Source organism: Roseofilum reptotaenium CS-1145, assembly GCF_028330985.1.
In the GTDB taxonomy this organism is placed as follows: Bacteria; Cyanobacteriota; Cyanobacteriia; order Cyanobacteriales; family Desertifilaceae; genus Roseofilum; species Roseofilum reptotaenium.
In genome coordinates, this window is the sequence record NZ_JAQMUE010000112.1 from 108,253 (window position 1) to 123,377 (window position 15,125).

The window sequence follows — 15,125 nt, forward strand, 5'->3', positions numbered from 1 at the left end:
ATGGTTTTATTCCCAATTTCTGAAGAATTAGAAAAATCTAGAGATGCAATCCTTTATAGCCCAGACTTTGCTTTGCTCAGAACAATCCTTAAATCCCATTTTCCAAATTTAGGAGATAAAATATTTCTTTTGCACTGGATTCCAGAGCCTGACATGGATTTTTATACTTTATTAATTGATGGGGAATACCGGGTTGAAGTTCACCTATCAAAAGAGCCTAATGTCACCAACCCAGATTTTTTTAAAGTTACAACAGTGGTGGATTTTCTGAAACAGAAACCTAAAATGTCTAAAAGGTCACGACGAGAATTTGAGAGCGCTATTAAGCTTTCTAAAACAGAATGAGATGGCTGTTTAAGGGGCATTCAAAGCATGTCGCTCGATCTCCTCTTTTTTGTTTGCCGTTTTGTCTTGACATTCGCGATCGCTGAGGTGATACGGATCGTTATTGCGCTCGATTCAGCCCTATCAGCTCTCTCTTGCTCCTGACCTGCCACTTCTTCCGGCACAAATACGAAAAGTTAATGTTTCCACAGGAATTGCCGCTCTTGACTCTAATCAATGGCACAAATGAGCTTCCACGAATTGCTCCATCCTAGCAGGCAACGCTATAGTAATGGGGAATTCCTCACTTAAGGTTTAAATTCTCCCCCTTCATCTCCATCCTTTGATAACCTTATATGAATAATCTAGTCTACTACCGCTTAGGAACCTGAATCATTAATGAATTCAACCATCACCGCGCTACCCAACCTCGATACTCAAACCCTGCACGAACAGTTCTCCGATATAGAAGCTAGGGATATTGTGCAATGGGCTGCTACAACCTTTGGCGAAGGTCTAGCCATGAGTACCAGTTTCGGCATTCAATCGGCTGTGATGCTCCATTTGGTCACTTCTGTTGTGCCCAATATCCCAGTTATTTGGGTAGATACGGGTTATTTACCTCCAGAAACCTATCGCTTTGCCCATGATTTAACCCACAAACTTAACCTCAACCTAAAAATTTACCAATCTTCCATGAGTCCCGCCCATATGGAAGCTATTTATGGCCAACTCTGGGAACAAGGTACAGTAGAAGCATTAAATCAATACGATCAACTGCGTAAAGTTGAACCCATGCAACGAGCGTTAAAAGAACTTAACGTCACGGCTTGGTTAGCGGGTTTGCGCCGCGACCAAACCGATCACCGTAAGAGTTTACAGTTTATTAATCGTCAAGGTGATATTTATAAGGTTTTACCCATTCTGAATTGGAATTCACGGGATGTTTACCAATATTTAGTTGCCCATGATTTACCCTATCATCCGTTGTTTGATCAGGGGTATATGACTGTTGGAGATTGGCATTCTTCTCGTCCGCTCAGTTTGGAAGATGGACATGAACGCGATACCCGCTTCCAAGGTCTGAAACAAGAATGTGGATTGCATTTGCCCGCGACTGACGACGAGGCTCACAGTCTTGACTCTAGTAGTTTATAGTGTTTTGGCTAGGGAATAGGGATAGACCAAGTAAGAGGCGATAGTCATTCCAATTATTCCTCTTCTGTCACTTTTGGAAAAAGGGGAATGATCTCATGTCCGAGTACTCAGTTTAACTAGGTTAATCAGTTGAACTCTGTACAGTGCATTTCCACTCCTACATTGTTCCGGTAAAACATCCCTTGTTCCCTATTCCCTATCCCCTATTTTCTGAGTAACAGAAGAGGGATAACTTTGCAAAAAATTACCTAAAACTTGATTAAAGGATTCTGGCTCAACTAAAAAGGCCCAATGGTTACCGGGGACTGTTTCAATTGTTAAATTCTGAAGATAAGTGCGGTACGGTTTTAATTGCCAGTTCGTGCGATTGAGTCCTTTTTCTGGAGTCATTAATAAAGTGTGCAGGTCTAGGGGTTGTGTCAGTCCAGCAACTTGCATCACTTCTTTAAAGATTTCATTGCGAGCATCAATAGTGAATTTACTTCCCCAAGTGCCATCCGGTTTAGATTCGATACTGTTTTGAAAAACTTGTTGCTGTAAATCGCTCCATCCCCGATATTGTTTGAGGGTTTTGGCTTTGGTTTCGGCCGCCTCATAACTGCTAAAAGGGCCCATCCCTTGCAAGAAGGGCAAGACGCGATAGAGTAAGGGAAAAGTGACCTCAAAAAATTTAGGGATTTTATCAATAAAAAAGGGATCGACTAAGGTCATAGTCCGGAAACGTTTGGAATTCTGACTTGCCCAGAGAGGTAAAAATTTCGCGGAAAAGGAATGACCAACAATATGGGCACTTTCCCATCCCAGACGATCCATTAATGCTTCTAAATCAGTAATCAGGCGATCGAAGGTATATCCAGTTTTGGGTTTATCACTTTCTCCATGGCCGCGCAAGTCGGGGGCAATGCAATGGAAGTTTGGCCCTAGGGAGGCAGCGAAACTTGACCAAACGAGGGCATGATCGGCTAAACCATGCAATAACAAAACGGGTTCTGTACCTGAGCCATGCCATTGAAGGTAGGATAATTGTAGATGATCTGTGGAGAATGTATGACGAATGGCCATGTGATGCTCTCTCTAGATTTACGATAAGGTGCGATCGCTATGTTTAATCTTCCCATGGGATTGATTGCTGGAGCAACTTACCCGTTTCGCGCTTTGGCATTATTGGTGAATGAGCCTAAATTGCGCGGTTATGTGATTGTGCCCATTTTAATCAATATCTTGATTGGTATTGCGCTCTATGTGGGTTTAGTGTTTCCCGGTTTGGAACTGGTGGATACTCTGACACAACAGTGGACGTTTCAGTGGAATCAATGGATCGCTAGTTTACCGATGTGGTTAGGGTTTTTGACTGGGTTCACGGTGGTTCTGCATTGGCTGTTAAATGTTTTGGTGCTGTTGGTGTTATTCCTGGTTACAGGCTTTTTGTTGGTTCAATTTGGGGCAATTTTAGGGTCTCCCTGGTATGGTCAATTATCAGAACAAATTGAGAAAACACGCCTGGGACAACTGCCGCAGATCAATACTCATCCGTTGGCGATCGCCCAGGATATTTGGCGAGCCATCCTGTTTGAGTTAAAAAAATTACTGTTGATGGCGATCGCTGGTATTCCCCTATTGCTATTTAACTTTATTCCGGCGATCGGCACGCTGCTCTTTAGCATCGGCAGTTTAACCCTAGCGACAACCCTCGTTTGCCTAGATTTTTTTGATTCTCCTCTAGAGCGCCGCAAGCTTCCCTTTCGGCAAAAGTTAACCTTAGTTTGGCGCACGTTTCCCGCCAGTGCCACGTTTGGCTTAGTGTGTTTTGGATTGGTGAGTGTTCCGTTTATCAATATCTTAACGGTTCCCCTTTGTGTGTCTGGTGGCACTCTATTGTTCTGCGATCGCATTTGGCCCCATCATTTTACCCAAGAGCGATCGGATATAGCGCTTGGGACTAGGGAATAGGGAAATTCTAGTTAACGCGCTCCATTGATTCTATTTGTGGAGTAGGAAACATTGAATAACCCTTCAGATGCTTCCATTTCTGAAGGGTTATTCAATGTTTCCAGGGGAGGAGATTCTATAGGTTCTTTTAAGGGCGCAGAATCGACTAAATCGGGAAATTCGATCGTCTCTTGAGCTTCTTCTTCTAACACTTCTGGAGTCTCGATTTCCTCTTTTATAACTTCGGGTTCAAGTGCTTCAGGTTCTGGGGTTTCAATTTCTTCTTCTACAGGTTCGGGTTTAAAAGGGGATTCAATCACTTCTTCTACAACTGGGGATTCAGGGGTAATTTCCAGAGTCTCTTCTGGCTCTAAAGCTTTATTGCCAAAGGGATTAATAGACTTAACATCAAGTTGGTTCCATTTGGATTTTAGGCGATCGCGCCACTGATTCAGATTCAGTTGCTTACGCCATGCTGGAGTCTCACTAACCACTTGTTCTGCTTCCTCTTCTGCTCCTGAAGATTCTGGTATTATTTCTTCTGGTTCTACCGTTTCTATCGGTTCTAACTCTGGAGTTTCTAGAATCTCTTCTTCTACGTCCACAGTTTCAGAAATCTCTTGTTCTATAGGTTCCTCGACTGGTGAGATGTCCAAAACCTCTACCTCTGTGGTGTCCTGAACGTCTTCCTCCACTTCCAGAATTTCCAAAATCTCTTCCTCTACCTCTGGAGTTTCAGGCACTTCTTCCTCAACTTCAGGTTCCGGAAGCTCTTCCTCCGCCGCTATTGGTTCTTCCTGCGGTTCTAAAACTTCCGTCTCCGGTGCAGCAGTGGACGGAGCGATGTAGTTTGGATCGACAATACCTTGGGCCACTTCAGCACTAATTTCACCTCGGATGAGTTGAGACAGGGTATCCGTAGCTTCAGGATCATAGGTTACCAAGCGAGCCGTGGTATTGAAAACATTGTTAACCGGGTTACCCAGTTCATCTAGAATTTCCAGTTTGACCCAGTTTTTGCCTCGGTCAAATCCTTTCAGATAGAGAGGTTCCCAGCGATCGAGGATAAACTCTTCTCCGTTTACCGATGCTCGAATCCGCCAGTCTAGAATATTGTCCTCTGAATTTTCTTGCGCGACGACATGCAGAGGCGCATTGGTGAGATAGAAATCTAACAGAATGGGTTCGGCTCCATACGTGCCGATGGGATTGCTATAGGTGAGCAGGGGAAGGTCAGGATTAGGGATTTGGTCTTCAGTTTTCGTAAAGATGTGAAACGTGGTTTGGGCGTAAGCACCTTCATTTTTGAAGCTCTCTCCCCAGGGAGTGGTGGCGAATACTCTAATCGTATGGGTTCCCAGATTGAGGTTGCTAAACCTAACCGGTTGGGATAGATCATAAAGGGTTGTATAGGGTTCGTTGTCTAGGGTCACTTCCAGGTGAGGCCCTAAAGCTAGATTCGGGTCTTTATATATAGGTAAGTCTTGAACGTCGAGTTTTAGGGTAAAGGTTGTGTCTTGGAGTGTTTGCTCAGGTTGAGGATTGAGGATTGTGACTTGGGGTTGGTAGGTTTCGAGAATTGGCCGTAGTTTTTGGATGGCTTCTGGGGGCGAGACTTCAGCGATTTTTGGGGAAATTTCCCGCTTGAGAGGATTGGAGATCCCGGAGGTGGGATTGGGGAGATTGAGGCTTCCTTGATCCCCACAACTGACAACTCCCAGGGATAGACCCAGCACTAACATGAGTCCTAAGAGGCTTGAAACCATGCGTTTCCCGATTTTCTGACGCAACACCGACATCCTTAATCCCTTGCACGTTAAAGTACAGCGCTATTTTATCACCAACCTGGAAGTCTCTAAACTGGGTCTGCTTCATTCCATTGAGTTTTGTAAATATTATTGATAGATTATTGACTTTTGTTCTGTTTTTTGAACAAAAAGCTATCTGAAGATTTAGCCCCACACTTGATGAAGGCAAATTTGAATTATTGTTAAGTAGCTTCCTCAAAGGGAAGACAAGTCCTATAATTCACAGTCAGTACACTACTTAAAACCGGTGACCTTCTGGATCGCTTGATCTTAGTGAAACCTTCGGAGCATCGGGATCAAAGAGAAAAGGCTATAAAAGGGCAATGTCCTGAGTGAGGAAATTAAAATTCCTCAAATTCAGTAACAAAGCTTTACATAGACCCACATCTTGAAAAAAAACCGATCTTGAACATCAAGAAATCTAATCTTGAACATCAAGAGATAACTGATAGATCCCAAAACTGCTTTAAAGTGCCTCACAGAACTAACCCTATTAAGTAGTGCCTAGCGTTCTGTAATGACGCTACTTGTCTAAAGAGAGGAGAGTCTCAATGACAACTACCCCAAAGGAGCAAGAAGCAAAGGCGAGGGTGGTCGTCGATAAAGACCCAGTCCCCACTTCATTTGAAAAATGGGGCAAGCCGGGTCATTTTGACAGAACCCTAGCTAGAGGACCCAAAACCACAACCTGGATTTGGAATCTTCACGCCGATGCTCATGATTTCGATAGTCATACCAGCGATCTAGAAGACGTATCTAGAAAAATCTTTAGCGCCCATTTTGGTCATTTAGCCGTTGTATTTGTCTGGCTAAGTGGCGCTTATTTCCACGGTGCTAAATTCTCAAACTATGAAGCTTGGTTGAGCGATCCTCTCGGCATTAAACCGAGTGCCCAAGTGGTTTGGCCCATTGTCGGCCAAGATATTCTTAACGGTGATGTTGGTGGTGGATTCCACGGAATCCAAATTACCTCCGGTTTATTCCAACTCTGGAGAGCCTCCGGCTTCACAAACTCTTACCAACTCTACTGCACCGCGATTGGTGGGTTGGTGATGGCTGGCTTAATGTTATTTGCCGGTTGGTTCCACTATCACAAAGCAGCTCCCAAACTGGAATGGTTCCAGAATGTGGAGTCGATGATGAACCATCATCTATCTGTACTGCTCGGTTGTGGTTCCCTCGGTTGGGCCGGTCACCAAATCCACGTTTCCTTACCGATCAACAAGTTATTGGATTCTGGAGTAGCTCTCAAGGATATTCCCTTGCCCCATGAGTTTATTCTCAATCCCAGCTTGATGACGGAACTCTACCCCAGTGTAGAGTGGGGAGGTCTCGGTGGAATCCAGCCTTTCTTTACCCTGAATTGGGGTGCTTTCAGTGACTTTTTAACCTTCAAAGGTGGACTCAATCCGGTCACTGGTGGCTTGTGGTTGTCTGATACAGCCCATCACCATGTGGCGATCGCCGTCCTCTTTATCATTGCTGGCCATATGTACCGCACCAACTGGGGTATTGGTCACAGCATGAAGGAAATCCTAGAGGCTCACAAAGGCCCCTTCACTGGAGAAGGCCACAAGGGATTGTACGAAATCTTCACAACCTCTTGGCACGCTCAACTGGCCCTCAACCTAGCGTTGTTGGGATCATTGAGTATCATTGTGGCTCATCATATGTATGCGATGCCTCCGTATCCATACATCGCTACAGACTATCCGACTCAACTCTCCCTGTTTACTCACCATGTTTGGATTGGGGGATTCCTGATTGTCGGCGCGGGCGCTCACGCAGCTATCTTTATGGTTCGTGACTACGACCCGGCGAAAAATGTTGATAACTTGTTAGACCGGGTGATTCGTCATCGGGATGCAATTATCTCTCACCTCAATTGGGTTTGCATATGGCTAGGCTTCCATAGCTTTGGCTTGTATGTTCATAACGACACCATGCGTGCGTTAGGTCGTACCCAAGATATGTTCTCGGATACGGCAATTCAACTTCAGCCTATCTTTGCTCAGTGGGTACAGAATCTACATAATCTGGCTCCTGGTAACACAGCCCCCAATGCGTTGGCTAGTGTCAGTCCTGCCTTTGGTGGCGATGTCGTAGCTGTTGGTGGAAAAGTAGCTATGATGCCAATCGCGCTGGGAACAGCCGACTTCATGGTTCACCACATCCACGCCTTTACCATCCACGTTACGGTGCTTATCCTGCTCAAAGGTGTTCTCTATGCCCGTAGCTCTCGTCTAGTTCCTGATAAAGGAAATCTGGGCTTCCGCTTCCCCTGTGATGGTCCGGGTCGGGGCGGTACTTGTCAAGTCTCAGGATGGGATCATGTCTTCCTGGGTCTGTTCTGGATGTACAACTCTCTGTCCATTGTGATTTTCCACTTTAGCTGGAAGATGCAATCGGATGTCTGGGGAAGTGTATCCTCCGATGGAACCGTTTCCCACATCACTAATGGTAATTTTGCCCAAAGTGCAATTACCATCAATGGCTGGTTACGTGATTTCTTGTGGGCGCAAGCGTCTCAAGTGATTACGTCCTACGGGTCTGCTTTGTCTGCCTATGGCATTATGTTCCTAGCCGGTCACTTCATCTTCGCCTTTAGTCTCATGTTCCTCTTTAGTGGTCGTGGATACTGGCAAGAGTTGATTGAATCGATTGTTTGGGCCCATAATAAGCTCAAAGTCGCACCCGCGATTCAGCCTCGCGCCTTGAGTATTATTCAAGGTCGCGCTGTAGGGGTAGCCCACTACCTCTTGGGAGGAATTGTCACTACTTGGGCATTCTTCCTGGCTCGCATCATTGCAGTAGGATGAGGTCGAGAAGGACTTAAACATGGCAACGAAATTCCCCAAGTTTAGCCAAGACCTCGCACAAGATCCCACAACTCGTCGGATCTGGTACGGGATAGCTACCGCCCATGATTTTGAAACCCACGATGGCATGACGGAAGAAAATCTTTACCAAAAGATTTTCGCCTCCCACTTTGGTCATCTGGCAATCATCTTCCTGTGGACTTCTGGCAACCTGTTCCACGTAGCTTGGCAAGGTAACTTTGAACAGTGGATCAAAGATCCTCTCAATGTCCGTCCCATTGCTCACGCGATTTGGGACCCACAATTTGGACAAGCAGCGATCGATGCTTACACTCAAGCCGGTGCTGCTAACCCTGTAAACATTGCTTATTCCGGTGTCTACCACTGGTGGTACACCATCGGAATGCGGACGAATGGCGATCTGTATCAAGGAGCTATCTTCCTTTTGGTTCTAGCTTCGTTGATGCTATTCGCTGGCTGGTTACACCTCCAGCCCAGTTTCCGTCCTAGCTTGTCTTGGTTCAAGAATGCTGAATCCCGTCTGAATCACCACTTGGCTGGTTTGTTCGGTGTTAGCTCTCTGGCTTGGACCGGTCACTTAGTTCACGTCGCAATCCCCGAATCTCGCGGTCAGCACGTGGGCTGGGATAACTTCCTGAGCACTTTGCCTCACCCGGCTGGTTTGGTTCCCTTCTTCACAGGGAACTGGGGCGTATATGCAGAAAATGCAGATACGGCTGGTCATGTGTTTGGCACATCTGAAGGTGCAGGAACCGCAATTCTAACCTTCTTAGGTGGTTTCCATCCCCAAACTGAGTCTCTGTGGCTCACCGATATGGCTCATCACCATTTGGCGATCGCAGTTCTCTTCATCGTTGCCGGACATATGTACCGCACGAACTGGGGCATTGGCCATAGCATGAAGGAAATCATGGAAGCCCATAATCCTCCCAAAGGAACTCCCTTTGGAGGAATGATCGGTGACGGTCATAAAGGAATGTACGATACCTACAACGAATCGTTACACTTCCAGTTGGGATGGCACTTAGCTTGTCTGGGTGTTGTGACTTCTCTAGTCGCCCAACATATGTATGCCATGCCTCCTTATGCTTTCATGGCTAAGGACTACACCACCATGGCAGCGCTATACACCCATCACCAGTACATTGCTGGATTCTTGATGGTAGGGGCTTTTGCTCACGGTGCAATCTTCTTAGTTCGGGATTACGATCCAGAAGCCAATAAGAACAATGTATTGGCTCGGATGCTTGAGCATAAAGAAGCTCTTATTTCTCACTTGAGCTGGGTTTCCTTGTTCCTCGGTTTCCATACCCTGGGACTGTATGTTCACAATGATGTTGTGGTTGCCTTCGGTACTCCTGAGAAGCAAATCTTGATTGAACCTGTGTTTGCTCAGTTCGTTCAAGCTTCTTCCGGTAAGTTAATGTATGGAATGGATGTTTTACTGTCCAATCCTGACAGCATTGCTTATACCGCATTCCCCAATCACGCCAACTTCTGGCTACCCGGATGGTTAGATGCGATTAATAACAACTCTAACTCTCTGTTCTTACCCATTGGCCCTGGTGATTTCTTAGTTCACCATGCGATCGCCCTTGGTCTGCACACCACCACCTTAATCCTCGTGAAAGGTGCGTTGGATGCACGGGGTTCCAAGCTGATGCCCGATAAGAAAGACTTCGGTTACAGCTTCCCCTGTGATGGCCCCGGTCGTGGTGGTACTTGCGACATCTCTGCTTGGGATGCCTTCTACCTCGCCATGTTCTGGATGCTGAATACTCTGGGCTGGTTAACCTTCTACTGGCACTGGAAGCATCTGGCTATCTGGCAAGGAAATCTGGCTCAGTTCAATGAGTCCTCTACCCACCTCATGGGTTGGTTCCGCGATTACCTGTGGTTAAACTCCTCTCAGTTGATCAATGGATATAATCCCTACGGCATGAATAACTTGGCTGTTTGGGCTTGGATGTTCCTCTTCGGACACCTGGTCTGGGCAACTGGATTCATGTTCCTGATTAGCTGGCGTGGTTACTGGCAAGAGTTGATTGAAACGATTGTTTGGGCCCACGAGCGTACTCCTCTGGCGAACCTGGTTCGTTGGAAAGATAAGCCCGTTGCTCTGTCCATCGTTCAAGCTCGTGTAGTTGGTCTAGCTCACTTCACTGTTGGCTATGTCTTGACCTATGCAGCCTTCTTAATTGCCTCCACTGCGGGTAAGTTCGGTTAAATCCTTCTGGACTGATCATTAACTGATAAAAACCCCTCACCTTCGGGTGGGGGGTTTTGTAGTTGGATATAGCAGGGAAAGGGATAATCAAGGAATCAGGGTTTGAAGCTCCTTTTTCACAACATGACAGAAGAGGAATATAGCAGAAAAAAGGAGAGTTAGGACATTGTCTATTGCTATTCGTGCCTATTGCCTCAAACCATACCTAACTGTCCTAACCAAGTCTTTCTCTGCTATATCATTGCTTTCTTAAACCCAGTTCGATCGCCTCAATCACAGACTCCAACACCTTCACTCGTGCATAAAGCTTATCGTTGCCAGCCACTATTGTCCAAGGAGCATTGGGTGTATGGGTGCGGCCAATGGCCTGATTCACTGCAACCTCGTATAGTCCCCATTTTTCTCGGTTTCGCCAATCTTCATCGGTTAACTTATAGCACTTAAAAGGATCATTCTGACGGGACTCAAAGCGCTGTAACTGCTCCTCTGGACTCACATGAAGCCAAAACTTAACTAAAACATACCCTGCATCGATCAACATGGCTTCAAATTCGTTAATTTCACGATAGGCTCTCCGCCATTGGGTATCGGTGGCAAAGCCTTCAATACGTTCAACCAAAACCCGACCATACCAAGTTCGGTCAAAAATACCAATTTTGCCGGCGGTGGGTAAATCTCGCCAAAATCGCCATAGATAATGATGCATTTTTTCCTCAGCCGTCGGTGCAGAAAAGGCTTTGACCTCATAACTGCGAGGGTCTAGATTATCGGTTAAGCGCTTAATAGCTCCCCCTTTTCCCGCCGCATCCCATCCTTCAAATAGGGCTAATACGGGCAATTTAGCCTTAAAAATCTTCAGTTGTAATTCTTGCAATCTCATTTGGGCTTTTTTGAGCCGTTTCTGATACTCTTTCTTAGAGAAGGAAGCCCTCAGATTGACCCGTGCTAGAAAATCCGGTTCTGTGGGTTCTAAATGCTCTTGGGGAGGAAGAGAAGGGGGAATGAGTTGACTTTGCCTACGATCTAGGGCTTCTCGCAGGGTAGCGGCTACGGTTTGTAAGACTTTGACTTGGGCCCAGCGTTGACAGTTGCCTTCGACTAATGTCCAGGGGGCAAACCCGGTGCTGGTTTGAATAATCATTTCTTCTGCCAGCATCTGATAGTCGTCATACCGTTTGACCTGTTGCCAATCTTCATCCCTAACTCGCCAGGCATTTAGGGTGTCTTTGGCGTAGGCTTTAAGCCGTTGCTTGAGTTCTTTTTTACTTAGATGAATCCAAAATTTGGCGATCGCACAACCATCATCGCTCATTTGCCGCTCAAAAGCGTTAAGGTGGCGCATCAGAGCGGGAACTTGAGCTTCTCGAACACGATTAAATAGCCGGTCTTCGAGAACATGGGTATACCAGCTATGGTAAAACAGCCCAATGCTGCCGTAGTGGGGGATTTTTTGCCAAAATCTCCAGAGGACAGGATAATTTTTTTCTTCGGCGTTTGGCGGCCAAATGGGATGCAGTGCAAATCCTCTGGGGTCCATATACCCAATCACTTTTTTGACTAGAGCGCCTTTACCCGCGGCTGCCCATCCTTCAAGCACGATGATCATGGGTAATTTTTTTTCCCAACAGGCGTGTTGAAGCGATCGCAACTGTTGCATCAGATCTTCTATTTCTATTTTGTAGCGGTGCTTGTCAAGAGAGCGATCGAGATCCAGTTGCTTGAGCATTCGTGTATATATCCTTGTATGGTTCTGGTTCTATGATCTGCGATCGCTTCCTGATTCTTCCAATCCTTTGGCTTATTTTCAAATTTGCACCCATATCCCCTCCTGGCCAACATGGAGGAATGACTTAATTCTTTTTACATATAATTTGATACGCTAAATCCATGGTAACTTAAGAGATTTCATCATGGAATATCACTCCTACAACACTCAATTCCCTGCTCTCACTTGCGTCTAACAAGGGGCACTCAGCCCCTTGCCTCTTGATGATCGATTAGAGGAAACCTTAGAAAGAAATGGTTTCAGGATTCAGAATAGTTAACTTATTCATTTAAAGCGTCAGCTAAATTAGTTGCATTTTGTTCCATAATCGTCAAATACATAGTGGGTTCAGTACTGGTTGAACCTCCTGTTTCGATTGGATCAAATGTACTAACTTCAATTTTGAGATCTTGAGCTAGAGTTTCAAAGGCTTTAGTGTTTCCTTGCTGATCTTGGAGTAAGGCTTGAATCTGTTCGGCTTGCACAATTTCGATCAAGCGGCGCACATCTTCAGGAGAGGGATTTTCTTCCGGAATGTCTACCAAGAATTCAGCTCTGAGACCATAACTCTGAGCAAAATAATTGGCAAAATCATGGAAGGTGATAAAGGTTTGTCCGGCGTAAGGTTTCAGTTGTTCGGTAATCTGAGCATCTAAGCTTTTGAGTTCCTCGATAAAAGCAGCAGCATTTTGGGTATAAACTTCTGTTCCTTCTGGATCAGCCGCAATTAAAGCATCACGAATATTTTCGACTTGCTCAATTGCTCGTTTGGGATCGAGCCAAATATGAGGATCGAATTCTCCATGATCATGACCATGGTCGCGATCATCTTCATCACCATGGTCATGATCATCTTCGTCGCCATGGTCATGATCATCTTCATCACCATGATCGTGGTCATCATGGTCTTGTTCTGCAAACTTTAACGGTTCAATACCGGAACTTGAATCAACGATGACTAAATTGGTATTCTCCGCATTGTTAATGAGGTCATCTAGAAAAAATTCTAGTTCTAACCCATTTTTAATCAATATATCCGCTTGGGCGATCGCCTGAACATCCCCAGGTTTAGCTTGGTAGTCATGGGGGCCGATGTTAGTTGGTAGTAATTGTATGACTTCTGCGCGATCGCCGGCCACTGCCTTCGTAAATTGGGTAATCGGCAAAAATGTGGTCACCACCTCCAAGTCGTCTTGCTCTTCCACAACGGCTGTATTTTGCCCTGTAATGGGTTCAGTGCTGGAGTTAGAAACACAACTGACGAGAGATAGGGCAGTGAAAACCGCGATCCCCAATTGACTTACTCTCTTTCCTGGAATGATCATGGACTTAAATTAGAATGATTATCATTTTATTTTAGCAGTAGGAGCGAAAAATCTTTCGCTTACTGGCACTCTTTTTCCTCAAACCCACGATTGCCGGTCACGGAAATTAGGCAAGAAAACTCTAATACACTCTCACCCGTTCCCTGATTATTGATAATCGTATTTCCTCCTCCTCCTTGAGAAGCCTTAACTACAATATTCCCATGGACTTGATTATTTTCAATTCTGACATTATTCATCTCACTTGCTCCTCGATTGGTATCGGCACTGACGTAAATATTCGATTTCCCAATTGGAGCAGGTAAGAGGAGATTATCCGCGATCGTCACATGGTCAATTTCAGGAATTTTATAAATGCCAATATACGCATTACCTTGATTTCCCCGAATCACTGCCCCCTTAACCGACGTTCCTCCACAGCACTCTTGAATTAAAATCCCTTCTCCATCCACACTCCAATACCGATTATCCATAATTTGATGGCGATACACCTCATACTCATTTCCCTCAATAGTCACCTGATGTCCTGACCAATCAATCCCTCTATTTTCAAACGTATTAGCATTTCTGGGTTGACTTAATCCTGTCGGGTGAGTCCACACTTGTTTTCGCCGTTGATCGTGAATTTCATTGTCTTTAATCACCAATCCTTGACCGGAAGCTTGAATCCCAGAGCGCATCGTATGATAAATCCAATTATCTCGAATTGTAATTCCGTGACGAAATAATCCAGGTTGAGTCCTGGGAGTTTCTCCTAAACTGAACTGGCCAGAGCGATTCACTGCAATCCCATAATGGGCGCTATAATCGAAAGGGACACGACTACCTTGAGCATAAGTGATAATCTTTTTTTTCTTCAGTCCTTTGACTTTATATCCCGGTTGCTCATAAGTATCGGTAATCCGATCGTTGAGGCGATTATTGGCCACTAAAATATGTTCATAGCCATTAATTTTGAAATTAGCACTAAAGCGACTGGCAAACCGCATCCAACCTTCTTGAAAAGAGCGATCGGGTATTCGACTGTCAGGATAGGCAACATTATTGCTACGAATGCCAAATAGGATGATATTTCGATTCTTGGCTGAGTTCAAATCTGGTAGAATCTGCACTCCTGCGCGATTAATCTCTAAATAGACTAACCCTAGATCGCTATCCGTTTCAGGATGAGCAGTGCGAATCGTCTTAAATGCCGTATTGTTGGGAGTTCCTTCTCCCGATAGCTGGGGTTTATACTCAGGGAAAACCAAACGGGAGCGGGGTTGAAAGTCATCGGATTTTGCTTCGGTTATCTTTGGAGGCTCTCCGCGCAGAATAATTCTATTATCTAAAACCAGATCCTCGGAAAATTGATAGGTTCCGGCAGGAAAATAGATGACTCCTCCCCCCTGTTCCATGGCTGCTGCTTTGGCTTGCTCAAACTGGCGATCGCTGTTTTCTCCCGGAAAGTCGTTAATATTATACACGCATCCCCAAGGTAAGCGATCGCTCCAGGGATAAGCGTCTTGTCCATACCAATCGGCTATTGGATTAGTTTCCAGAACTGAATAATCCGCAGGACAATCGAGATCTGCAACTTGAATAATAGATACCGGTAAAGGCTCTAGATTAATACTTTCTGGAAATAGATTCAAAAATAGAATATAACTGAGCAAGCATAAAATAGCCATCCACCCTATGCTAAAAACTAATTTCTTGTATTTCCTCCAGAATTTGCGGTTCATAAATTTGACCGTTTTCTCCCCTCAA

The 15,125-nt window shown here is 45.3% G+C and carries 10 protein-coding genes; 5 read left to right on the forward strand and 5 right to left on the reverse strand.

Annotated elements, in window-relative coordinates; genetic code table 11:
- Both PN466_RS25195 and cysH read left to right on the forward strand, forming a co-directional pair.
- Complete coding sequence (locus PN466_RS25195) at nt 1-345, forward strand: hypothetical protein (protein WP_271945357.1); 345 nt, start codon at nt 1-3, stop codon at nt 343-345.
- A 378-nt stretch (nt 346-723) separates the two neighbouring features.
- A complete protein-coding gene (gene cysH, locus PN466_RS25200) occupies nt 724-1,482 on the forward strand; it encodes a phosphoadenosine phosphosulfate reductase (RefSeq protein ID WP_271945359.1) in 759 nt (252 codons plus the stop codon).
- Nucleotides 1,483-1,671: 189 nt separating this feature from the next.
- On the opposite strand, the gene PN466_RS25205 is transcribed toward cysH, so the two are convergent.
- The gene (locus PN466_RS25205; protein WP_271945361.1) at nt 1,672-2,544 is read right to left on the reverse strand and encodes an alpha/beta fold hydrolase; all 873 of its coding nucleotides are present in this window, start codon (nt 2,542-2,544) and stop codon (nt 1,672-1,674) included.
- A 39-nt stretch (nt 2,545-2,583) separates the two neighbouring features.
- Between PN466_RS25205 and PN466_RS25210 the strand changes: the two genes are divergently transcribed.
- A complete protein-coding gene (locus PN466_RS25210) occupies nt 2,584-3,432 on the forward strand; it encodes an EI24 domain-containing protein (RefSeq protein WP_271945363.1) in 849 nt (282 codons plus the stop codon).
- Nucleotides 3,433-3,443: 11 nt separating this feature from the next.
- Here PN466_RS25210 and PN466_RS25215 read toward each other — a convergent pair whose 3' ends face one another.
- Complete coding sequence (locus tag PN466_RS25215) at nt 3,444-5,177, reverse strand: hypothetical protein (protein WP_271945365.1); 1,734 nt, start codon at nt 5,175-5,177, stop codon at nt 3,444-3,446.
- A gap of 593 nt (nt 5,178-5,770) precedes the next feature.
- Between PN466_RS25215 and psaA the strand changes: the two genes are divergently transcribed.
- Together psaA and psaB are read left to right on the forward strand one after the other, a co-directional pair.
- Entirely contained in the window at nt 5,771-8,038 is a 2,268-nt protein-coding gene (gene psaA, locus PN466_RS25220; protein ID WP_271945367.1) for a photosystem I core protein PsaA, read from the forward strand.
- Nucleotides 8,039-8,057: 19 nt separating this feature from the next.
- The gene (gene psaB / locus PN466_RS25225) at nt 8,058-10,286 is read left to right on the forward strand and encodes a photosystem I core protein PsaB (protein WP_271945369.1); all 2,229 of its coding nucleotides are present in this window, start codon (nt 8,058-8,060) and stop codon (nt 10,284-10,286) included.
- Between the two features lie 238 nt (nt 10,287-10,524).
- Here the strand turns inward: psaB and pap are convergent, their stop codons facing one another.
- From pap to PN466_RS25240, 3 genes are all read right to left on the reverse strand, one after another.
- Nucleotides 10,525-12,012 (reverse strand): polyphosphate:AMP phosphotransferase, encoded by a 1,488-nt coding sequence (gene pap / locus PN466_RS25230; protein ID WP_271945371.1) that lies wholly within the window; start codon nt 12,010-12,012, stop codon nt 10,525-10,527.
- Nucleotides 12,013-12,332: 320 nt separating this feature from the next.
- Nucleotides 12,333-13,376 carry a metal ABC transporter solute-binding protein, Zn/Mn family gene (locus PN466_RS25235; RefSeq protein ID WP_271945373.1) on the reverse strand — a complete coding sequence of 348 codons (1,044 nt, stop codon included), beginning with the start codon at nt 13,374-13,376 and terminating at the stop codon, nt 12,333-12,335.
- Nucleotides 13,377-13,435: 59 nt separating this feature from the next.
- The gene (locus tag PN466_RS25240; protein ID WP_271945375.1) at nt 13,436-15,100 is read right to left on the reverse strand and encodes a right-handed parallel beta-helix repeat-containing protein; all 1,665 of its coding nucleotides are present in this window, start codon (nt 15,098-15,100) and stop codon (nt 13,436-13,438) included.
- Between the last annotated feature and the right edge of the window lie 25 nt (nt 15,101-15,125).

Coding starts and splice junctions, on each gene's coding strand:
- PN466_RS25195 (WP_271945357.1), top strand. CDS start 1: ATGGTTTTATTCCCAATTTCTGAAGAATTAGAAAAATCTAGAGATGCA.
- cysH (WP_271945359.1), top strand. CDS start 724: ATGAATTCAACCATCACCGCGCTACCCAACCTCGATACTCAAACCCTG.
- PN466_RS25205 (WP_271945361.1), bottom strand. CDS start 2,544: ATGGCCATTCGTCATACATTCTCCACAGATCATCTACAATTATCCTAC.
- PN466_RS25210 (WP_271945363.1), top strand. CDS start 2,584: ATGTTTAATCTTCCCATGGGATTGATTGCTGGAGCAACTTACCCGTTT.
- PN466_RS25215 (WP_271945365.1), bottom strand. CDS start 5,177: ATGGTTTCAAGCCTCTTAGGACTCATGTTAGTGCTGGGTCTATCCCTG.
- psaA (WP_271945367.1), top strand. CDS start 5,771: ATGACAACTACCCCAAAGGAGCAAGAAGCAAAGGCGAGGGTGGTCGTC.
- psaB (WP_271945369.1), top strand. CDS start 8,058: ATGGCAACGAAATTCCCCAAGTTTAGCCAAGACCTCGCACAAGATCCC.
- pap (WP_271945371.1), bottom strand. CDS start 12,012: ATGCTCAAGCAACTGGATCTCGATCGCTCTCTTGACAAGCACCGCTAC.
- PN466_RS25235 (WP_271945373.1), bottom strand. CDS start 13,376: ATGATCATTCCAGGAAAGAGAGTAAGTCAATTGGGGATCGCGGTTTTC.
- PN466_RS25240 (WP_271945375.1), bottom strand. CDS start 15,100: ATGAACCGCAAATTCTGGAGGAAATACAAGAAATTAGTTTTTAGCATA.